18 protein-coding genes, 1 pseudogene and 1 riboswitch are annotated in these 21,086 nt (G+C 57.8%); of the genes and pseudogenes, 14 read left to right on the forward strand and 5 right to left on the reverse strand.

Annotated features, from left to right (window positions below; all coding sequences use genetic code 11):
- Positions 1-41: 41 nt before the first annotated feature.
- From leuA to leuD, 4 genes are read left to right on the forward strand one after another with little or no spacing between them, the layout of a single operon-like run.
- Positions 42-1,601, forward strand: a complete 1,560-nt coding sequence (leuA, locus tag ACMGEE_RS15095) for a 2-isopropylmalate synthase (RefSeq protein WP_253455290.1) — start codon at positions 42-44, stop codon at positions 1,599-1,601.
- Positions 1,601-2,689, forward strand: coding sequence for a 3-isopropylmalate dehydrogenase (leuB, locus tag ACMGEE_RS15100; protein WP_253455291.1), 1,089 nt, complete (start codon positions 1,601-1,603; stop codon positions 2,687-2,689). Before leuA ends, leuB begins: the two co-directional genes overlap by 1 nt.
- 2 nt (positions 2,690-2,691) lie before the next feature.
- Positions 2,692-4,095: a 3-isopropylmalate dehydratase large subunit gene (gene leuC, locus ACMGEE_RS15105; protein WP_253455292.1), complete on the forward strand. Its 1,404-nt coding sequence runs from the start codon at positions 2,692-2,694 to the stop codon at positions 4,093-4,095.
- Positions 4,096-4,097: 2 nt separating this feature from the next.
- Complete coding sequence (leuD, locus tag ACMGEE_RS15110; protein WP_436830290.1) at positions 4,098-4,703, forward strand: 3-isopropylmalate dehydratase small subunit; 606 nt, start codon at positions 4,098-4,100, stop codon at positions 4,701-4,703.
- Positions 4,704-4,748: 45 nt separating this feature from the next.
- Here the strand turns inward: leuD and ACMGEE_RS15115 are convergent, their stop codons facing one another.
- Positions 4,749-5,927, reverse strand: a complete 1,179-nt coding sequence (locus ACMGEE_RS15115; protein ID WP_253455294.1) for a sugar efflux transporter — start codon at positions 5,925-5,927, stop codon at positions 4,749-4,751.
- Positions 5,928-6,172: 245 nt separating this feature from the next.
- On the opposite strand from ACMGEE_RS15115, the gene sgrR reads away from it, so the two are divergent.
- The 6 genes from sgrR (at position 6,173) to ACMGEE_RS15145 (ending at position 13,479) form a co-directional block, all read left to right on the forward strand.
- Entirely contained in the window at positions 6,173-7,834 is a 1,662-nt protein-coding gene (gene sgrR / locus ACMGEE_RS15120; protein WP_369895541.1) for an HTH-type transcriptional regulator SgrR, read from the forward strand.
- Positions 7,835-7,869: 35 nt separating this feature from the next.
- Positions 7,870-7,968, forward strand: a riboswitch (TPP riboswitch).
- Positions 7,969-8,007: 39 nt separating this feature from the next.
- Positions 8,008-8,994, forward strand: coding sequence for a thiamine ABC transporter substrate binding subunit (gene thiB / locus ACMGEE_RS15125; protein ID WP_370735007.1), 987 nt, complete (start codon positions 8,008-8,010; stop codon positions 8,992-8,994).
- Complete coding sequence (gene thiP, locus ACMGEE_RS15130; RefSeq protein WP_436830291.1) at positions 8,970-10,589, forward strand: thiamine/thiamine pyrophosphate ABC transporter permease ThiP; 1,620 nt, start codon at positions 8,970-8,972, stop codon at positions 10,587-10,589. Before thiB ends, thiP begins: the two co-directional genes overlap by 25 nt.
- Entirely contained in the window at positions 10,573-11,274 is a 702-nt protein-coding gene (gene thiQ / locus ACMGEE_RS15135; RefSeq protein ID WP_301251466.1) for a thiamine ABC transporter ATP-binding protein ThiQ, read from the forward strand. The genes thiP and thiQ overlap by 17 nt, the downstream gene beginning before the upstream one ends.
- 377 nt (positions 11,275-11,651) lie before the next feature.
- The gene (locus tag ACMGEE_RS15140; RefSeq protein ID WP_253455299.1) at positions 11,652-12,488 is read left to right on the forward strand and encodes an SDR family oxidoreductase; all 837 of its coding nucleotides are present in this window, start codon (positions 11,652-11,654) and stop codon (positions 12,486-12,488) included.
- 175 nt (positions 12,489-12,663) lie between these two features.
- The gene (locus tag ACMGEE_RS15145) at positions 12,664-13,479 is read left to right on the forward strand and encodes an arginase family protein (protein WP_301251468.1); all 816 of its coding nucleotides are present in this window, start codon (positions 12,664-12,666) and stop codon (positions 13,477-13,479) included.
- Between the two features lie 48 nt (positions 13,480-13,527).
- Here the strand turns inward: ACMGEE_RS15145 and ACMGEE_RS15150 are convergent, their stop codons facing one another.
- Both ACMGEE_RS15150 and ACMGEE_RS15155 read right to left on the reverse strand, forming a co-directional pair.
- Positions 13,528-14,205 (reverse strand): type 1 glutamine amidotransferase domain-containing protein, encoded by a 678-nt coding sequence (locus ACMGEE_RS15150; RefSeq protein WP_436830292.1) that lies wholly within the window; start codon positions 14,203-14,205, stop codon positions 13,528-13,530.
- A 182-nt stretch (positions 14,206-14,387) separates the two neighbouring features.
- On the reverse strand, positions 14,388-14,993 hold the full coding sequence (locus ACMGEE_RS15155; RefSeq protein WP_436830293.1) for a TetR/AcrR family transcriptional regulator: 606 nt from the start codon (positions 14,991-14,993) through the stop codon (positions 14,388-14,390).
- A 731-nt stretch (positions 14,994-15,724) separates the two neighbouring features.
- Here ACMGEE_RS15155 and ACMGEE_RS15160 point away from each other — a divergent pair.
- From ACMGEE_RS15160 to ACMGEE_RS15170, 3 genes are all read left to right on the forward strand, one after another.
- The gene (locus tag ACMGEE_RS15160; protein WP_253455303.1) at positions 15,725-15,985 is read left to right on the forward strand and encodes a hypothetical protein; all 261 of its coding nucleotides are present in this window, start codon (positions 15,725-15,727) and stop codon (positions 15,983-15,985) included.
- 37 nt (positions 15,986-16,022) lie between these two features.
- Complete coding sequence (locus ACMGEE_RS15165; RefSeq protein WP_369895546.1) at positions 16,023-16,541, forward strand: Ssp6 family T6SS pore-forming effector; 519 nt, start codon at positions 16,023-16,025, stop codon at positions 16,539-16,541.
- Between the two features lie 104 nt (positions 16,542-16,645).
- Complete coding sequence (locus ACMGEE_RS15170; protein ID WP_253455305.1) at positions 16,646-16,855, forward strand: hypothetical protein; 210 nt, start codon at positions 16,646-16,648, stop codon at positions 16,853-16,855.
- Positions 16,856-17,066: 211 nt separating this feature from the next.
- Here the strand turns inward: ACMGEE_RS15170 and ACMGEE_RS15175 are convergent.
- A pseudogene (locus tag ACMGEE_RS15175) lies at positions 17,067-17,216 on the reverse strand (type II toxin-antitoxin system RelE/ParE family toxin); the annotation flags it as partial.
- 448 nt (positions 17,217-17,664) lie between these two features.
- Positions 17,665-18,429, reverse strand: a complete 765-nt coding sequence (locus ACMGEE_RS15180) for a DedA family protein (RefSeq protein WP_253455306.1) — start codon at positions 18,427-18,429, stop codon at positions 17,665-17,667.
- Positions 18,430-18,660: 231 nt separating this feature from the next.
- On the opposite strand from ACMGEE_RS15180, the gene polB reads away from it, so the two are divergent.
- On the forward strand, positions 18,661-21,021 hold the full coding sequence (polB, locus tag ACMGEE_RS15185; protein ID WP_370735009.1) for a DNA polymerase II: 2,361 nt from the start codon (positions 18,661-18,663) through the stop codon (positions 21,019-21,021).
- Positions 21,022-21,086: the final 65 nt, after the last annotated feature.

Here is a 21,086-nt window from a genome sequence, read left to right on the forward strand (position 1 = left end):
GCTCGTAGCATTAGCGATGCAAACATGAAAGGAATTATCTGATGAGCCAACAAGTTATTATTTTCGATACCACGCTGCGTGATGGCGAACAGGCATTGCAGGCCAGCCTGAGCGTGAAAGAGAAATTGCAGATAGCGCTGGCGCTGGAGCGTATGGGCGTTGACGTGATGGAGGTCGGTTTTCCGGTTTCTTCGCCAGGCGACTTCGAATCCGTGCAGACTATCGCTCGCCAGGTAAAAAACAGCCGTGTTTGCGCGCTGGCCCGCTGTGTGGAAAAAGATATCGATGCGGCTTACGAAGCGCTGCGCGTGGCCGAAGCCTACCGCATCCACACCTTTCTGGCGACGTCGCCCATGCATATCGCCACCAAGCTGCGCAGCACGCTGCCGGAAGTGATCGAGCGCGCCGTGCGTATGGTAAAACATGCGCGTAACTACACCGACGACGTCGAATTTTCCTGCGAAGACGGCGGTCGGACGCCAATCGACGATCTGTGCCGCGTCGTGGAAGCCGCCATCAACGCCGGCGCCACTACCATCAATATCCCTGACACCGTGGGCTACACCCTGCCGAGCGAGTACAGCAACATTTTCACCCAGCTGCGCAACCGCGTGCCCAATATCGACAAAGCGATCCTGTCAGTGCATACCCATGACGATTTGGGCATGGCGGTCGGCAATTCTATCGCCGCCGTGCAGGCTGGCGCGCGCCAGATTGAGGGCACCATTAACGGTTTGGGCGAGCGTGCGGGCAACTGTGCGCTGGAAGAAGCCATCATGGCGATAAAAACCCGCAGCCAGCTGATGAACGTGCATACCCATATTCACCATCAGGAAATCTACCGCACCAGCCAGCTGGTCAGCCAGATCTGCAATATGCCAATCCCGGCCAATAAAGCCGTGGTGGGCAGCGGCGCTTTCGCCCACTCCTCCGGTATTCACCAGGACGGCGTGCTGAAAAACCGCGAAAACTACGAAATCATGACGCCGGAATCGATCGGCCTGCACCAAATCCAGCTGAACCTGACCTCTCGCTCCGGTCGTGCGGCCGTGAAACACCGCATGGAGGAGATGGGTTACAAAGAGCAGGATTACAATCTGGACAGCCTGTACGACGCCTTCCTGAAGCTGGCCGATAAAAAGGGCCAGGTGTTCGATTACGATCTGGAAGCGCTGGCCTTTATTAACAAGCAGAACGAAGAGCCGGAACATTTCCGCCTGGACTACTTCAGCGTGCAGTCCGGCTCCAGCGTGATGGCAACCGCTTCGGTCAAGCTGAACTGCGGAGAAGAATCCATCGCCGAAGCCGCGACGGGCAACGGGCCGGTGGATGCCGTTTACCAGGCGATCAACCGTATTACCGACTTTGATATCGAGCTGGTGAAATATCAGCTGACCGCCAAAGGCCATGGCAAAGACGCGCTGGGCCAGGTTGATATCGTGGTGAACTATAACGGCCGTAAATTCCACGGCGTGGGCCTGGCGACGGATATCGTGGAATCCTCCGCCAAAGCCATGATCAACGCCCTGAACAATATCTGGCGCGCGCGTCAGGTCGAGCAGGAACTGCAGCGCAAAGCCAACGAAAAGGAAGCCGTATAATGACAAGGACTTATCATATTGCCGTATTGCCGGGCGACGGCATCGGGCCGGAAGTCATGGCGCAGGCCGCGAAGGTGCTGGATGCGGTACGTCAGCGTTTCGATCTGCGCATCACCACCAGCGAGTATGACGTCGGCGGCATTGCCATCGACCGTCACGGCGAGCCGCTGCCGCCGGCCACCGTGGCGGGCTGCGAACAGGCGGATGCGATCCTGTTTGGCTCCGTCGGCGGCCCGAAATGGGAACACCTGCCGCCAGCGGAGCAGCCGGAGCGCGGTGCGCTGCTGCCGTTGCGTAAGCACTTCAGACTGTTCAGCAACCTGCGGCCGGCCAGCCTGCATCAGGGGCTGGAAGCGTTCTGCCCGCTACGCGCAGATATCGCCGCCAAAGGCTTCGATATTCTGGTGGTGCGCGAGCTGACCGGCGGCATCTATTTCGGCCAGCCGAAAGGCCGTGAAGGCAGCGGCCAGCACGAGCGCGCCTTTGATACCGAGGTTTATCACCGCTTCGAGATCGAACGCATCGCCCGCATCGCCTTTGAATCTGCCCGCAAGCGCCGTAAAAAAGTGACGTCGATTGATAAAGCAAACGTGCTGCAATCGTCCATTTTATGGCGGCAGATCGTAACGGAAGTGGCGCAGGATTACCCGGATGTCGAGCTGCATCATATGTATATTGATAACGCCACGATGCAGCTGATCAAAGAACCTTCACAGTTCGACGTTATGCTTTGCTCTAACCTGTTTGGCGATATTCTCTCCGACGAGTGCGCGATGATTACCGGCTCGATGGGGATGCTGCCTTCCGCCAGCCTTAACGAACAGGGTTTTGGCCTGTTTGAACCGGCAGGCGGCTCCGCGCCGGATATCGCCGGAAAAAATATTGCCAATCCTGTCGCTCAGATCCTGTCGCTGGCGCTGCTGCTGCGCTACAGCCTGCAAGCCGCCGACGCGGCCGATGCCATTGAGCAGGCCATCAGCCGCGCGCTGGCAGAAAATTACCGTACCGGCGACCTGGCTGGCGACGGCGATGCCGTCGGCACCGAGGAGATGGGTTCCGTTATCGCCCGATTTATCCGCGAAGCCTGATTATGAAAACATTATACGAGAAGCTGTTTGACGCCCATGTCGTGTATGAAGCGCCTGACGAGACGCCGCTGCTTTATATCGACAGGCACCTGGTGCATGAAGTGACCTCGGCGCAGGCTTTTGACGGTCTGCGCGCGCACGGCCGCCCGGTGCGTCAGCCGGGTAAAACTTTCGCCACGATGGATCACAACGTCTCTACGCAAACGCGGGATATCAACGCCAGCGGCGAGATGGCGCGCATTCAGATGTCGATGCTGATCAAAAACTGCGAAGAATTCGGCGTGCGGCTGTACGATCTGAAGCATCCTTTTCAGGGCATTGTGCACGTTATCGGGCCTGAACAGGGCATGTCGCTGCCCGGTATGACCATCGTCTGCGGCGATTCGCATACTTCTACCCACGGCGCTTTCGGCGCGCTGGCGTTTGGCATCGGCACGTCAGAAGTCGAACACGTGCTGGCAACGCAGACGCTGAAGCAGTCGCGCGCTAAAACCATGAAGATCGAAGTCGTGGGGCAGACGGCGCCGGGCATTACCGCCAAGGATATCGCGCTGGCGATCATCGGTAAAACCGGCAGCGGCGGCGGCAACGGGCACGTGGTGGAGTTCTGCGGCCCGGCCGTGGAGCAGCTCAGCATGGAAGGCCGCATGACGCTGTGCAATATGGCGATTGAGCTGGGCGCGAAAGCGGGCCTGGTCGCGCCGGATGAGACCACGTTTAATTATGTGAAGGGCCGCCAGTTTGCGCCCAAAGATGGGGCCTGGGAACAGGCAGTCGCCTACTGGCGCACGCTGAAATCCGATAGCGGTGCCCGCTTTGATAAAGTCGTGACGCTTAATGCCAGTGAGATCGCGCCGCAGGTCACCTGGGGCACCAATCCCGGCCAGGTGATCGCCGTCAACGACGTCATCCCCGATCCGGCCAGCTTCAGCGATCCCATTGAACGCGCCTCGGCGGAAAAAGCGCTGGCCTATATGGATCTCAAACCGGGCATCAGGCTGACTGACGTGCGGATTGATAAGGTATTTATCGGCTCCTGCACCAATTCCCGTATTGAGGATCTGCGCGCGGCGGCCTCCGTGGTCAAAGGGCATAAAATCGCCGCTGGCGTGCAGGCTTACGTCGTGCCCGGCTCCGGGCCGGTCAAAGCGCAGGCCGAAGCGGAAGGTCTGGATCAAATCTTTCTGGCTGCCGGTTTCGAATGGCGCCTGCCCGGCTGCTCGATGTGTCTGGCGATGAATAACGATCGCCTGAGTCCGGGCGAGCGCTGCGCCTCAACCAGCAACCGTAATTTCGAAGGCCGCCAGGGCCGTGGCGGACGTACGCATTTGCTCAGCCCGGCGATGGCCGCCGCTGCGGCGGTAGCCGGTCGCTTTGCCGATATCCGCGAGCTGGATAAGGAGTAACTATGGCGAAAAAATTTACGCAGCATACGGGCGTGGTGGTACCGATGGACGCCGCCAACGTCGACACCGACGCCATTATCCCGAAGCAGTTTTTACAGATGGTGACGCGCACCGGTTTTGGCCGCAACCTGTTTTACGACTGGCGCTACAAGGATGCGGAAGGTCAGATCCCTGACCCTGACTTTATCCTGAATAAACCGGCCTTTCGCGGCGCCAGCATTATGCTGACGCGGGAGAACTTCGGCTGCGGCTCTTCGCGCGAACACGCGCCCTGGGCGCTGACCGATTACGGTATCCAGGCGATTATCGGCAGCGATTTCGCCGATATTTTTGCCAATAACGCGTTTAATAACCAGCTGCTGCTGGTAACGTTAAGCGAAGCCGAAATTGATGCGCTGTTTCAACGGGTCGCCGCCGAGCCGGGCGTCAGCTTTACCGTGGATTTGGACAGGCAGGAAGTGGTGGCGGGCGACAAGCGTTACGCTTTCAGCATCGATCCTTTCCGTCGTCACTGCCTGCTGAACGGGCTGGATAGTATTGGCCTGACGCTGCAGCACGAAGCCAGCATCAGCGAGTACGAACGGCGGCAGCCAGCGTTCTTGCGCTAGCTTCAGTCGGGTTAAAAGCGGCCCGAGCGGGCCGCTTCCCTCCACTCAAACATCCTTCACCTTAGCCGACATCGCCAAAGCCGCGACGGCGAGGATCAGCGCGCCCCAGTAAACCGAATAGTGGCCGAACGTTTCTGCCAGCGCGCCCTGCAACACGCCCGCCAGGATCACGCCGGTCGAAATGCTGTTGGTAAAAAGCGTGGTGGCCGCACCCGGTCTGCCGGGCATCAGATCCTGAAAATAGAGCATGCCAATCCCGGCGATGATGCCGATAAAAATAGCGTTGAAAATCTGTAGCGCCAGCAGCGCCGCACGCGAGTGAAACAGCACCAGCCCCAGATAAAACAGCACGCCCGCCGCCACGGCAAACAGCATCATATTGCGCTTGCCGAAGCGCTTAACATAGTGCCCGGCCAGCAGCATCGCCGGGATCTCCAGGCCCGCCGCCACGCCCATCAGCAGGCCCGCCAGCCTGTCCGGCAGGCCCAGCACGCTGCTGATATAAAGCGGCATATCAATGATATACATGGTGTTGCAGGTCCACATCAGCAGCGAGGCGATAAACAGCAGCCGCACGTCTCTGTTTTTCCACGCGCTGATTTGCGTGATAACCACCTCCGGCGACTGTTCCACCCGTGGTACAGAAGGCAGCGCAAACCAGATCAGCGCGATGCAGAGCACAAACAGCGCGGCGGCAACGGAAAACATGGTGGTAAAGCCGTAGTTCAACGCCAGCGCGAAAGAGAGCGGCGGGCCAATCACCCACGCCAGCGAAAGCTGGGCGCGCATTACCGAACTGAACATCACGACTTCACGCGCAGAGCTGTCCGCATACTCGCGCGCCAGCGCAAAAATTTGCGGCATGGCGACGCTGGCCAACGCCGACAGCAGCACGCCAAAAGTGATCAGCGTCAGATAATCGCGGTTAAAAGCGAACAGCAGCGCGTTGCCTGTCGCCATCAGACAGCAAAAGAGGATCAGCATACGTCGATCGCCACGGTTGTCCGATCGTTTCGCCAGCAGCAGGCTGACCGCAATACCGGCAATTGCGTTCACGGTATAAAACAGCCCCACCCAGAATGGCCGCTCGCCCACTTCGCGCGTCAGAAACAGGCTCAGCGTTGGCGCCTGTAGCGCCCCCGCGATACCCACCATAAAAGAGACAGCCATAAAAGCGAGGTAAACCGGGTTAATACGACGTTGACGCGTAAGCAACGATTTCATACCACATCCCTTGCAAATAAAGAGGCCCGCACGCGGGCGCAAACAGCAAGCATAGAAGAAAACGGGAAATGAAAAAAGCCAGCGGGCAAGACGCCTGCTGGCTGGTGAAAGCACACCTTACTCAGATATAAAGTCTTGAAAGCGCGCCATTCAAAAGAATGCCTCCCGCACTTTCATCGCTAACCAGTATTGCCTTAATATAGGGCAAGAAAAACAGGCGACTTTTCAGCAAGAGTTCCCCTTTTATGCAATCAACGCGTTTACAGCAGCAGTTTATCCGGCTCTGGCAGAGCTGCGAGGGCCAGCCGCAGGAAACCACGCTCGACCAGCTGGCGCTCCAGCTTAGCTGTTCGCGTCGCCATATGCGTAACCTGCTTGGCGCCATGCAGCAGGCGGGCTGGCTAACCTGGCAGGCAGAAGCCGGGCGCGGCAAGCGCTCGAAGCTGACGTTTCACTATACGGGCCTGGCGCTTCAGCAGCAGCGCGCGGAAGACCTGCTGGAGCAGGATCGCATCGATCAGCTGGTGCAGCTGGTCGGCGATAAAAATACCGTGCGGCAGATGCTGCTCTCTCATCTCGGCCGCAGCTTTCGCCAGGGAAAACATATCCTGCGGGTGCTCTATTATCGCTCGCTGCTGAACCTGAATCCCGCCACCGCGTTGCGTCGTTCGGAAACGCATCTGGCCCGGCAGATCTTCAGCGGCCTGACGCGCATAAATGAGGAAAACGGGGAAATCGAGCCGGATATCGCCCACCACTGGCAGTCGGTTTCTTCGCTGCACTGGCGCTTCTATTTACGCCCTGCGGTGCATTTCCATCACGGACGCGAGCTGGAGATGGCGGATGTGATCGCCACGCTGGAACGCGCGCGGACGCAGCCGCTTTTCGCCAATATCGTCCGTATTCACTCTTCCACGCCCTGGACGCTGGATATTCATCTGCACCAGCCCGACCGCTGGCTGCCGTGGCTGCTGGCGGGCGTCGGCGCGCTGATCGTGCCGAAAGAGTGGCCTTTTCTGCCCGATTTCAGCCGTCAGCCCGTCGGCACCGGGCCCTATGCCGTGGTGCGTAATCAGCAGAGCCAGCTTAAGATCGAAGCCTTCGACGCCTATTTCGGCTACCGCGCGCTGCTTGATGAGGTCAACATCTGGGTATTACCGGAAATCAGCGAGGAGCTGGTCTATTCCGGCGTCAGGCTGGAAGGCGGCAGCCTGGATGAAAAATCGGAAGAGAGCCGCCTTGAAGAAGGCTGCTATTTTCTGCTGTTCGACCAGCGTTCGCCGCTGGGACGGGACGAGCAGATCCGTCGCTGGGTCAGCGCCATCGCCAACCCGATAGCGCTGCTGAACCGCGCCGGAGCGGGCTATCAGCGATACTGGTTTCCGGCCTACGGGCTGCTGCCGCGCTGGCATCATCGACGCGATCTGGACGCGCCGGAAAAGCCGACGGGCCTGACCTCGCTTACGCTGACCTGGTATGGCGATCATCTTGAGCATCAGGCTATTGCTAATTTGCTCCATCCGCTGCTGGCTGCGCAAGGGGTGACGCTGGTCACGAAGCAGGTCGATTACGCCAGCTGGCATCAGGGCGAAGCGGAAAGCGACATCTGGCTGGGCAGCGCTAACTTTACCCTGCCGCTGGAGTTTTCGCTGTTTGCCCTGCTGTATGAGATCCCGCTGCTGCAACACTGCGTGCCGATTGACTGGCAGCAGGATGCGCAGCGCTGGCGCGAACAGCAGCTGCCGCTGGCCGACTGGAGCAGGCAGCTGATCGCCGACTGCTACTTTCATCCGCTTTTCCATCACTGGCTGCTGCTGGAAGGCGAACGCAGTATGCGCGGGGTGCGCATGAATACGCTGGGCTGGTTTGACTTCAAGTCCGCATGGTTTGCACCGCCCGAATCATGATGCTTTCGCTACCCTGTAGAAATCATTAGAATAAGCCGTTCTCAACGGGGTGCGCGGCATTGGCCGACGCTGAGATAAACCCGTCGAACCTGACCCGGCTAATACCGGCGTAGGGATTTGAGAGTGCTTCACCTGCTCAGATCGCGCGTCGCCTGACCCTCAAGGAACTCCAGGTGCTAAAAAAAATCCTGCCTCTGCTGCTGCTCTGCTCGCTTTCCGCCGTTGCCGCCAAACCCGCGCTGACGGTCTATACCTATGACTCTTTCTCTTCCGAATGGGGACCCGGTCCGGCCATTAAAAAGGCTTTTGAGGCCGACTGCGGCTGCGAGCTGCGCTATGTCGCCCTGCCCGACGGCGTCGCGCTGCTGAACCGCCTGCGTATGGAAGGGAAAAACAGCCGCGCCGACGTGGTGCTGGGGCTGGATAACAACCTGCTGGACGCGGCGGAAAAAACCGGCCTGTTTGCCGCCAGCGGCGTCGATACGCGCAGCGTCACCGTGCCGGGCGGCTGGTCAAACAGCACTTTCGTTCCCTACGACTACGGCTGGTTCGCCTTTGTCTATGACAAAACTAAACTGCAAAACCCGCCCAAAAGCCTGAAAGAGCTGGTCGAGGGCAGTCAGCCGCTGAAAATTATCTACGAAGATCCGCGCACCAGCACGCCGGGACTGGGCCTGCTGCTGTGGATGCAGAAAGTCTATGGCGATAACGCGCCCGCCGCCTGGCAGAAGCTGGCGCAGAAAACCGTGACCGTGACCAAAGGCTGGAGCGAGGCTTACGGCCTGTTTCTGAAGGGCGAAGCCGACATGGTGCTGAGCTACACCACCTCACCCGCTTATCATTTGATTGCCGAGAAAAAAACGCAGTATACCGCTGCCGACTTTAGTGAAGGTCATTACCTCCAGGTGGAAGTCGCCGGGCAGCTTAAAACCAGTAAACAGCCGCAGCTGGCGCAGAAGTTTATGCAGTTTATACTGGCTCAGCCTTTCCAGCAGACCATTCCGCAGGGCAACTGGATGTATCCCGCCGTGGCGGGCAAGCTGCCGGCAGGCTTTGACACGCTGACCCTGCCGAAAACCACGCTGCAATATTCGTCGCAGAACGTTGCCAGCCATCGCAGCCAATGGATCAGCGAATGGCAACGCGCCGTCAGCCGCTAGCCAGCTATCAGCCTTCAGGCAGCCTCGTTCCTGGCTGCCTGGCCGCCACGCTGCTGGTCGCCGTGGCGCTGCTCGCCTTTATCGCGCTGGGGCGCAACGCGCCGGTCAGCGCCCGCGCGCTTTGGGAAGACAGCTATCTGTGGCACGTCCTCCGCTTTTCCTTCTGGCAGGCGTTTCTCTCCGCTTTGCTGGCGCTGACGCCCGCCGTGCCGCTGGCGCGGGCGTTGTATCGCCGCCGCTTTCCGGGCAGGCAACTCGTGCTGCGCCTTTGCGCGATGACGCTGGTGCTGCCGGTGCTGGTGGCGGTATTCGGTATCCTCAGCGTTTACGGGCGTACGGGATGGCTGGCGTCGCTGTGCGCCTGGCTGGGCATGGACTATCACTTTACGCCTTATGGTTTGCAGGGCATTTTGTTGGCGCACGTCTTTTTTAACCTGCCGCTGGCCGCCAGGCTGCTGCTGCAAACGCTGGAGCAAATCCCCACCGAACAGCGCCAGCTGGCCGCGCAGCTGGGCGTCACGGGCTGGCATCAGTTTCGCCTGGTTGAGTGGCCCTGGCTGCGGCGCCAGCTGCTGCCGGTCGGCTCGCTGATCTTTATGCTCTGCTTCGCCAGCTTCGCCACCGTGCTGGCGCTGGGCGGCGGCCCTAAGGCCACCACTATCGAGCTGGCGATTTTTCAGGCGCTGAATTTTGATTACGATCCCGGCCGCGCCGCCTTACTGGCGCTGCTGCAAATGATCTGCTGCCTGAGCCTGGTGTTGCTGAGCCAGCGGCTGAGTAAAGCGCTGCCGTCAGGCACCACTCATCTGCAAGGCTGGCGGGATAAGCAGGAAGCGCCGGGCGCGAAGCTGCTGGACGGCGTACTGCTGCTGCTGCTGCTGCTGCTGATCGCGCCGCCGCTGTTGGCCGTGATTGCCAGCGGCCTGAACAGCAACCTGTTTAGCGTCCTGCAACAGCCCGCGCTCTGGCAGGCGACCTTTACCTCGCTACGCATCGCCCTGGGCGCCGGCGTGCTCTGCGTGCTGCTGACCACGATGCTGCTGTGGAGCAGCCGCGAGCTGCGCCTGCGCCTGCAGCCTTTCGCGGGCCAGCTGATGGAGCTGAGCGGAATGCTGATCCTGGCGATGCCGGGGATCGTGCTGGCGACCGGTTTTTTCCTGTTGCTGAACGATACCCTCGGTCTGCCGCAGTCTGCGGACGGCATTGTTATCTTTACCAATGCGCTGATGGCCGTGCCCTACGCGATGAAAGTGCTGGAAAATCCTCTGCGCGATATCGCCGAGCGCTACAGCCGCCTTTGTCTGGCGCTGGATATTCGCGGGCTGAACCGTCTGCGGCTGATCGAGCTGCGCGCGTTAAAACGGCCGCTGGCGCAGGCGCTGGCGTTTGCCAGCGTGCTGTCGGTCGGCGATTTCGGCGTGGTGGCGCTGTTCGGCAACGAAGATTTCCGCACCCTGCCGTTCTGGCTTTACCAGCAGATGGGCGCCTATCGCAGCGAGGATGGCGCGGTGACCGCGCTGTTGCTGCTGCTGCTCTGCTTTCTTTTGTTTACCCTGATTGAAAAACTGCCGGGACGCCATGCTGACGTTGACTAACCTTACCTGGATCTACCAGCATCTGCCGATGCGCTTTTCCCTGTCGATGCAGGCCGGGGAGCGCCTGGCGATACTTGGCCCCAGCGGCGCAGGTAAAAGCACCCTGCTGAGCCTGGTTGCGGGTTTTCTTACCGCCGATAGTGGCGAACTGCGGCTGAACGGCGAAGATCATCGCGCTACGCCGCCGGCCAGGCGGCCGGTTTCCATGCTGTTTCAGGAAAATAACCTGTTTCCCCATCTTACCGTGGCGCAAAATATCGGGTTGGGGCTGCATCCGGGGCTGCGGCTGACGGCGGAACAGCAGCGAAGCTTACAGACGATTGCGGAGAGGGTCGGTCTGGAAGACTATCTGACCCGTCTGCCGGGCGAGCTTTCCGGCGGGCAGCGTCAGCGCGCCGCGCTGGCCCGTTGCCTGGTGCGCCAGCAGCCGATCCTGCTGCTGGACGAACCGTTCTCGGCGCTGGATCCGGCGCTGCGTAAAGAGATGCTGGCGTTGACGGATGAAGTTTGTCGGGAAAGAAAGATGACGCTGCTGATGGTGTCGCACAGTATTGAGGATGCGGCGCGCATCACGCCGCGCAGCGCCCTGGTGGTCGATGGCCGGATTTTCTGGGACGGCAGCACTTCCGCCTTGCTTAACGGTGAGGTCAAAGAGGCGGCCATATTAGGCATTAGCCTGCGGTAACGGCGGCGGCGCCTGGTTTACATACCGGGCCTCTCTGCCTTAAGCCGAGCCACGTCATAAGCATTCACTGGCATAACTACAGTCCACATTAAACTGGCACTGCTAACTAAGTCATCTTTCCTGCAACGGCACAGATATATTGATATCAACAGGGCCAGACGGCTTTATTTACTTATTAAATAATTTCCTTTTTATTGCCATATATTAACGTACAGGAATAATCACCTTATTCATCTGTTAATTCAACTCAGAAACAAACTATTATCCTGCCATAAATAAAATGAATGATGAATGTCATGTAAGTTACATAAAGATATGTTACTAATGCGATATAGCAAGCATGACCAGAAATCTATTTTATTAAAGGAAAACAGGCAATGATTGATGCGCAAAAAAAGACGATATTAATCACCGGTGGGTCTAAAGGGCTTGGCCTGTCCTATGCCAGAGCGCTGGCGAAAGATCATCGGGTTATTATTACCGGCAGAGATGCGCAAAGACTGGCCGAACTTGAAGAGGAGTTTGGCGGTGCCGTTCACTGCCTCCAGTGCGACGTTACCGATCGGGTCGCGGTTGCCGCCTGCTTTGCCAGCATAGCCGACAAGTTTGGTCATATTGATGTTGTGATCAACAACGCCGGCGTCTGGGGGCCGGTAGATAAATTTGCCGATATCGAACTGGACGACTGGTTTGAGGCCATCAATATTAACCTGCTTGGCCTTTCTTATTGCACGCATGAGGCGCTAAAGCCAATGCGTGTGAAAAAGCGTGGGATTATTATTAATATCGTCAGTAATGCCGGGGTTTACCGCTGGCCTTATTGTACCTCTTATTCCGTAACCAAAGCGGCCGTGATTAAATTAACCGAAAATCTTGCGGTTGAAATGAAGCGTGAAAATATCTCTCTTTACGCCTATCACCCCGGCCTGGTTCATTCCACCGGCATGGTAACGAATCTGATTGATACCATCACCGACAGCAACAGCGCTCGTGGAAAAGCCTTGCAGTGGGTATATGATGAAAAAGATGCCGGGAATACCGTTGATGAAACGCAAAGCCTGATCAATATTGAAAAACTGTGCAGCGGGAAATACAGGTCGTTAAGCGGACTTTATCTTACCGTCAGAGACGATCTCGATTTGCTGCTGGAAAGAAAAAGGGAAATCCGGGAAGGCGACCTGTTTATGTTAAGGGTCAACGGGCTGGCTGTTTAGGCCCGCCGTTTCTTCGTCTGAAAACCGCCTCGTATCTTCAGTCTGCAAAGTATTTACCTGGCCGCTTGCGTTTATGGCAAACGGCCGGGTTTTGTGTAAAACATCATGCCATCTTGTGCGTCATTCCCCGCTGTTTTATGTTTAATCCTCCCTGGCAATTAACCGGAGCAGCCTGATGGTCGAAAACCACACTGTCTGTACTATTTTTCAGGGGCGTGCCGGAGACCATAACGATCTTGCGATCCCAGCGGCCAAATCCCTTGGTAACGCGCTGGCATCCTGCCTCGGCCAGCGGCCGACTGTTATCGGTACGCCCAAACCGGCGCTGAGCGCAGGCTGGCGCGAAGAGCTGGACGCGGCCATGCCCGATTTGCACGCGGTACAACAACATTTTGCCGCCGTGTTTGCCTCCGGAGCCGTTTCCGTAGCGGCCACCAGCCGCTGTGCCGTGTCGCTGGCGACGCTGCCCGCGCTGGCGCAACATTATCCCGACGCTTGTCTGGTGTGGTTCGACGCGCACGCCGATCTCAATACGCCGGCTTCTTCCACCAGTGGATTTCTGGGCGGACTGGCTCTGGCCGGGCCGCTGGGCCTTTGGGACACCGGCCTGGGCAGCGGTATCAGGATGGAACAGGTCGTGCTGGTCGGCCAGCGCGATCTCGATCCTTTTGAAGTGAACCTGATCGAGCAGCACAATATTTCCTGCCTTCCGCCCGGTGAAGATTTGCCGGATCGCCTGCGTAAGGCCGTTGCTGGCCGTGCGGTTTATGTGCATCTGGATTGCGACGTGCTGGCCCCGGGCACGGTGCCGACAGATTATCAGTCAGAGGGAGGATTAACGCTGGCGGAACTGACGGCCTGCTGCGAAGTGCTCGCCTGTTCGTCTTTAATCGGTATAGAGATAGCGGAATTGCAGAACGCCTGGCAGCCGGAAGGGCCGCCAGTTTCGCCTGAAAAATTGGTAGCCGCGCTGATGCCGCTACTGCAATAGCCGCGGCCCGATGGGATCCTGCGGCATTGCGCCGCAGGAAAGCGATGATTATGCGAACTGTTTGAGAAGCAGCGCGGCTGTTGCCGCTGAGGAGCCAGGGTTCTGGCCGGTAATTAACAATCCATCCTGAACCACGTAAGAGCCCCAGTCGGCGCCCTTAGAGTAGATGCCGCCCTGCGCCACCAGCTCATCCTCTACCAGGAAAGGCACCACGTTGGTCAGGCCGACGCCTTCTTCTTCGCTGTTGGCGAAGCCCGTGACCTTTTTCCCTTCCACCAGCGGACGGCCCGCCGGCGTTTTCACATGGCGCAGCACGCCAGGCGCGTGACAAACCAGCGCTACCGGTTTTTCTGCGGCGAGGAAAGATTCAATCAGGGCGATGGAATGCTTGTCCTCAGCCAGATCCCACAGCGGGCCGTGGCCGCCCGGATAAAATACCGTGTCGTAATCGGCCTGGGAAATCGTGTCCAGACGCACGGTAGCGGCAAGCTGCGCAACAGCGTCGGCGTCAGCCTCAAAGCGATGCGTCATCTTAGTCTGAAAATCCGGCTCGTTGCTTTTCGGATCCAGCGGCGGATTGCCGCCAGCCGGCGAAGCCAGAGTTACTTCGGCGCCCGCATCTTTAAAGGCATAATAAGGCGCGGCCAGCTCTTCCAGCCAGAAACCGGTTTTACGGCCGGTGTCGCCCAGTCGATCGTGTGAGGTCAGAACCATTAAAACTTTCATCGTGTCTCTCCGCATGGTGGCATTAATATATAGTAGACCAGTCGTCTAATCTCGGGGTAAAAAAACAGGCCAGCCTGCTGGCCCTGTCGATCGTAAACCTGTAATAAAACTATCCGCCTGGCTTAGCGGCGCTTTGGCCTGCCAGGCCACGCATTTGCCGGACCGCTGAAGCAAACGGCGCTTCAGCCTGCCAGGCCCAGCGTGTGCCGGGTTAACAGCATGGCTGAGGCAAACGGCCCTTGGTGGCGAACGATTTTCACCATCACGCTCGCGCCCAGCCAGAGCTGGTAAAGACTTTCCGCGACCCGGCCTGGCTCGTCGATAATCCGCAGTGATCCTTCCTCTGCGCCAGCCTCAATGGCTTCAGCCAGCCGCGCCACAATTTGCGAAGTGCCTTTTTCCAGCACAAGTCGCATATTTTCCGACAGGTCGGCCACTTCCGCCCCCAGCTTTACCGCCAGGCATTTGCCCTGACAGTCCTGGAATGACTGTGTATCCTGCCACTGCTGCCAGTAGTTCATCAGCCGCTGCGCCATATTGGCACCGGGCTGGCTCATCGTGTGATCAAGCCCGGCCAGGTAGTCGGCAAAATAGCTTTCCAGCATGGCGACAGCAAAGGCATCCTTGGAGCCGAAATAGTGATAGAAGGAGCCTTTCGGCACGCCCGCTTCGGTCAGGATTTCGTTCAGCCCGACGGCCGAATAGCCTCTGCCCGCCATGATGCGCTGTCCGGTGGCGAGGATATGCTCGCGGACATCGTCTTTGTGTTTATGCGTCGCTGTGTTCATGAACTAACCTTACACCTGATTAGACCGGTCGTCTAGGATATCTTAGTTTTTTTTGACAGCGCTTTTAACATGGTAAAATGTTCTGAAAGCGACTCTTTTGACGCGTTGCGTTCTCCGGCAAATGAGTCGGTTAATTTACGCGCCCGTGAGCACTCCGTAACGCTATCGGTTTCGGCACCGACGGCCTTGGATTGATCTGCGTACTTATGGGCACGCCATCGCCTTTGTCCGTGCGGAAAAATTTAGTAAACCACTAAGCAAAAGCGACATGGCGCAGGCTTGAACGGCAGAAAGTCGCGCGTTCTGTATTGCCTCATATATGATCCGTTTAATACTTCAGCACGGCGGCATTAGCCGGGCCTGGGATTGTATTCTACCGGAAGAAGAGTTTGGAATGTCGTCTGCTCCGCGTGGTGTCAGCCCTTTCGCGCATATAAGTTGTATTATCGCAGCCGTAAGCAACCTTCTTCCGTATTTTTGGGGACAAACCTCGCCATGCCTGTTAGTAGCAAATGGGAAAAGTGTGTTCACATGAGCGGGGAACACCAGAGCCAGACGGCACAGACAGAAATTAAGGCCGGTTTATCCCCGCTGGCGAGGGGAACACGCCCGGCTGGAGTTACCACGCAATTACGTGGACGGTTTATCCCCGCTCACGCGGGGAACACGAGTCGGTGCGCCGTCTGATTACCGGACAGGACGGTTTATCCCCGCTGGCGCGGGGAACACGCATGAACTGGGTATGGTCAGTTATTCCGGAATCTTACTCATTCGTTGCCGATGTGCTGGCACAGCGTGCGCAGGATGGCCAAACGTTCTTTGCCCTGAAACAGCCGCAGACATTGAAGCCTGAAAATGCTCCCAATTTTTCTGACTATATAGATATAGATAAAAAATCAGGATCACCTGTTAAGCCAGTAAGGGCGCGGCCTCAAACCGACGAGCAAACCTTGTCCTTGTGGTTCAGTATTTTTAATATGTATCATATTTAAACAAATCTGGATCACAGCCCCCAAAAGGAGAAAGGGAATGAACGCAACAATGCTGGCCAAGTCGATAATGTCGGGCGTTATATCGGTACCAATGGATTTTTATCTGGGGCTTGAACGCACCTTCCAGGATCTGAACCTTTCCGACGGTGGCCGCCGCATACAGTACCGCAACATGCAGGACGATATTCGCGTGGGGCGGGCTATCAGGAATGCTTTCAGGGACAGAAACGAAATAACCCAGATCGCAAAAATCATCATTGACGACTCGCTAAAAAATTTGCCAGAACCGGCGTTAAAGAAGGTGTACGACAAACTGATCGGCGGTGCCACCTCGATGACCAGCCGAACAACGACCCAGCTTGCGCTCTCTTCTTATCTGGGATCAAAAGTGGTCAGCGGCGTGATGCTGTCTTTTATTTCCCGGATTGCCTTGCGGGGACTGACGGGAACCATGACCGGCGGCATGGTGGCTCAGGGGGTGATCTCGCGGGCCTGTGAGTCGTCCAGGCGTTTACACATGCAAAACCCCCAGCTGTGGCAAAAATTGCGGGTTTAAAGATTACGATATGCTCTATTTTTTCTTTGAAGAGCCGTTGCAAAACTACATCAAGATGGGCGAAACGCTGCGCAAAAATCCGACAGCCTCACAGGAATTTATTAATGCTATCGAAAATTATTAGGCTGGTTCGCAAGTTGATAGCCGAGATTTCTGGCGGTCTGGTGCTTATGGCCGTCGTTATAGGTATTTTTCTGGCCGCAACACTCAGCGAAGGGGCGATGCGCGTCATTAACCCCTTATTGGTTTTGATCGCTGGCCTTGTGGTTTATGGACTGACTTATCTGATCGCCGAAAAGGCAGACCGGCGATAATATGCCGCTATAGAATTTTACAGAAGGCCGGATAATTCCGACCTCTGTATGGGTTACTTGCTGCTAGTGACTGAAATATTAAGGAAGTTGTCCGCGTGGATGTTAATCGCTGGCGTATCTCCTCCGAAAGATTTCAGTACTGCAAGCAGGACAACAAAAGCAAAGAAAAATTTGTCCATTTTTCAGCCTCAATCGCTTGGGGCTGCGTAGCTCATTTGTAGCAGACGGATAACTCACTAACGACAAGAAATAACGCAATCTCTGTGGGGGGCGTTTTTTTAACAAAGATGCGTAGTAGGTAAATCTTACTGCCTGACTGATAAACCCACAACCCACGGGCTATATCGCCGCCCATCGTCCGGTTTATCCCCGTTCACGCGGGGAACACATCAAATCTAAAAGCGGCTGAATATACAGTTTCGATTTATCCCCGCTGGCGCGGGGAACACCCGGGGCTGTGATTGGCATTCAGGGCGCTAACCGGTCTATCCCCGCTGGCGCAGGGAGCACTTCATAAGGAGAAGTGCCATGAATAATCAGGTTCTATCCGCTGCGTCTGAAGGACGCGTGCTGTCATTCAGCGAAACGGTAAAAAGAAGGTCGTCAGCGGGCAGCGGCCCATAACCACTCGTTCTTCAACGCGCCACATGTCGCGCTGCTCTTTATGCCTTCCTTTTGTGAAGCTACTGCCTGGCATCTCATTTTGCTACCCGGCCGAAACCGCACCGGGCAACCGCATGAAGATGGATCGCGTTAATATCAGCGAATCCGTCACGTTTCACGGCGGATCTCGTGGCATGGTTGGCGAACTAGCCGATAAACACCTGCCACAGCAGATGGCGGAAGATGGGCATCATCGGATGGAACTGGATCGCCACGAAGCTGGCGACGCCCGCCGCCATCATCAGCGGCGCGAGCCAGCGCAGGCGGCTCTCCGGCAAATAGGCCGTCGCCCAGTCATGTTGTTTTTTGGCGCGCAGCCAGCGCCAGCCCAGCCAGCCGCCCAGCCACACCAGCAGCGCTACCGCCAGCAGCAGCCATTTAAACAGGCTGCTGCTGGCGTCCTTCGGCACGTCAATCGCCACGCCAGCCAGGATGCCTGGCAGCAGGTACAGAGGCGGCCACAGCACGCAGCCGATTAAATTAGGCGGGATAAACTTCTTTACCGGCAGCTCCAGCATCCCCGCCACCAGCGGGATCAGCGGCCGCGTCGGGCCGATAAAGCGGCCGATAATAATGGTAAACATGCTGTGCTGATGCAGCGCGTGTTCGGTTTTATCCATCAGCGGCTGATGCTTTTTAATAAATGACCAGCGGTGCAGCGGCCCTTTGAACTGCCAGCCGATAAAGTAGGAGATCCAGTCGCCCAGCAGGCAGCCGATAATCCCCACGCCCCAGGCCGGATAGAGACTGATTTGTCCGCTGCCGACCAGTGCGCCCAGCGAGGCCATCAGCACGGTGCCCGGCAGCAGCAGCCCAACCAGCGCCAGCGACTCGAAAAAGGCGACCAGGCCTACTGCCAGTAAAGACCAGGCAACTGATTGAGTTATAAGGTGTTCCAGCCAGGCTTCCATAGATTTCACATTCTGTTTATTGGAAAGCCGGATTGTCCTGGCCCGTCCGGGATCCGTCAAGCGCTGTTTTGTATGGGAATGCGGATATTTCTTCTGTTCAGGTAAAGAAGAAAAGCGCTTACCGGTGAGCGGCGCTGGCGAAGTAAGAACTGTATAAATAAACATGCTATTATAGGCCCGCATGGCGGTGAACAGCCCCGTATTCCATTTCCAGCCGCTCAGGAGGTTCAGGTGAACGACGCGCGCGCAGGCTTTCTGCTGACCCGACACTGGCGGGATACGCCCAGCGGTACGGAGATCGTGCTGTGGCTGGCCACGGACGACGGCCCGCAGCGGGTCGTGCTGCCGCCGCAGGAGTCGGTCGCCTTTATTCCGCAGCAGCAGCTGGCGCAGGCGGAAACGCTGCTGCGCGCCGAAAAAGATATCCGGCTGACGCCGCTGACGCTGAAGGACTTCCGCCAGCGTCCGGTCGCCGGGCTTTACTGCAAACAGTATCGACAGCTGCAAAAGCTGGAGAAGCTGCTGCGCGAAAACGGCGTGATGGTTTATGAAGCCGATATCCGCCCGCCCGATCGTTTCCTGATGGAGCGCTTTATCACTGCGCCAGTGTGGTTCAGCGGCCAGCAGGTCGGCGGCAGCCTGACGCAGGCGCGGCTTAAACCCAACCCGGACTATCGCCCGCCGCTGAAGTGGGTGTCGCTGGACATTGAAACCACGCGCCACGGCGAGCTTTACTGTATCGGGCTGGAAGGCTGCGGCCAGCGCGTGGTTTATATGTTAGGGCCGGAAAACGGCGATGCCAGCCGCCTGGACTTCAGGCTGGAATATGTCGCCAGCCGTCCCGCGCTGCTGGAAAAACTCAACGCCTGGTTTGCCGAACACGATCCGGACGTGCTGATCGGCTGGAACGTGGTGCAGTTCGATCTCAGGGTGCTGCAAAAACATGCCGACCGCTATGGCATCCCGCTGCGGCTGGGCCGCAACAGCGAAGCGCTGGAGTGGCGCGAGCACGGCTTCAAGCCGGGGATCTACTTTGCGCAGGCGACCGGGCGGCTGATTATCGACGGCATCGAGGCGCTGAAATCCGCCTTCTGGGATTTCCCCTCCTTTAGCCTGGAATCGGTCTCGCGCGAGCTGCTGGGCGAAGGCAAAGCCATTAATAATCCGTGGGACAGGATGCAGGAGATCGACCAGCGCTTTGCGGAAGACAAACCGGCGCTGGCGCATTACAACCTGAAAGACTGCGAGCTGGTCACGCGCATTTTCCAGCGTACCGAGATCATGCCTTTTCTGCTGGAGCGCGCCACCGTCAACGGCCTGCCTGCGGATCGGCATGGCGGCTCGGTCGCCTCGTTCAGCCATCTTTATCTGCCGCGTATGCATCGCGCCGGCTACGTTGCGCCGAATATGGGCGAAGTCGCGCCGGAGGCGAGTCCGGGCGGCTACGTGATGGACTCGCGGCCAGGCCTTTATGACTCGGTGCTGGTGCTGGATTACAAAAGCCTTTATCCCTCGATTATCCGTACCTTTCTGATTGACCCGGTCGGGCTGGCCGAAGGCATGGCGCATCCCGACGACAGCGAGTCGGTCAGCGGCTTTCGCGGCGCGCGTTTCTCCCGCACCCTGCACTGCCTGCCGGAGATCGTCGGTCAGATCTGGCAGGGCCGCGAAACGGCCAAAAAGCACGGCAACAAGCCGCTGTCGCAGGCGCTGAAAATCATTATGAACGCGCTGTACGGCGTGCTGGGCACCAGCGCCTGTCGCTTTTTCGATCCGCGGCTGGCCTCCTCCATCACGCTGCGCGGCCATGAAATCATGCGCCAGACGCGGGAGCTGATAGAGGCGGAAGGCTATGACGTGATTTATGGCGATACCGACTCCACCTTCGTCTGGCTGAAAACGCCGCACGACGAGGCGTCGGCCGCCGCGATTGGCCGTCGGCTGGTGGAAAAAATCAACGCCTGGTGGCAGCAGCATCTGCAGGAAACGCTGGGGCTGACCAGCGCGCTGGAGCTGGAGTACGAAACCCACTTCAGTCGTTTTCTGATGCCGACCATTCGCGGCGCGGAACAGGGCAGCAAAAAACGCTACGCCGGTTTGATCCGCGAAGGCGACCAGGAGCGCATGGTGTTTAAAGGGCTGGAGACGGTGCGCACCGACTGGACGCCGCTGGCGAAAAATTTTCAGCAGGCGCTTTATCTGCGGATTTTCAAACGGCAGCCCTATCAGGATTACATCCGCGAAACCGTGCGGCAGCTGCTGGATGGCGAACTGGACGAGCAGCTGACCTACAGCAAAAAGCTGCGCCGCCCGCTGGAAGATTATCAGCGCAACGTACCGCCGCACGTGCGCGCCGCGCGCCTTGCCGATGAGCAGAACCGCCAGCTGGGCCGCCCGTTGCAGTATCAAAAAGGCGGCCGGATCCGCTACGTTATCGCCACCTCAGGGCCGGAGCCGCTGGAGGCACGCCTGACGCCGCTGGACTACGATCACTACCTTTCCCGCCAGCTGCAGCCCGTTGCGGAAGGCATTTTGCCTTTCGTGCAGGATGACTTTGCTACACTGGTAACAGGTCAGTTGGGGCTTTTTTGACAGGTGACGAACGCGCCACCTTCCAGTACCATAGCGCCCTTCCTGCAAAACGAAATGAATCTGCC

The sequence above is a fragment of the Erwinia artemisiae genome, from assembly GCF_051400835.1.
In the GTDB taxonomy this organism is placed as follows: domain Bacteria; phylum Pseudomonadota; class Gammaproteobacteria; order Enterobacterales; family Enterobacteriaceae; genus Erwinia; species Erwinia aeris.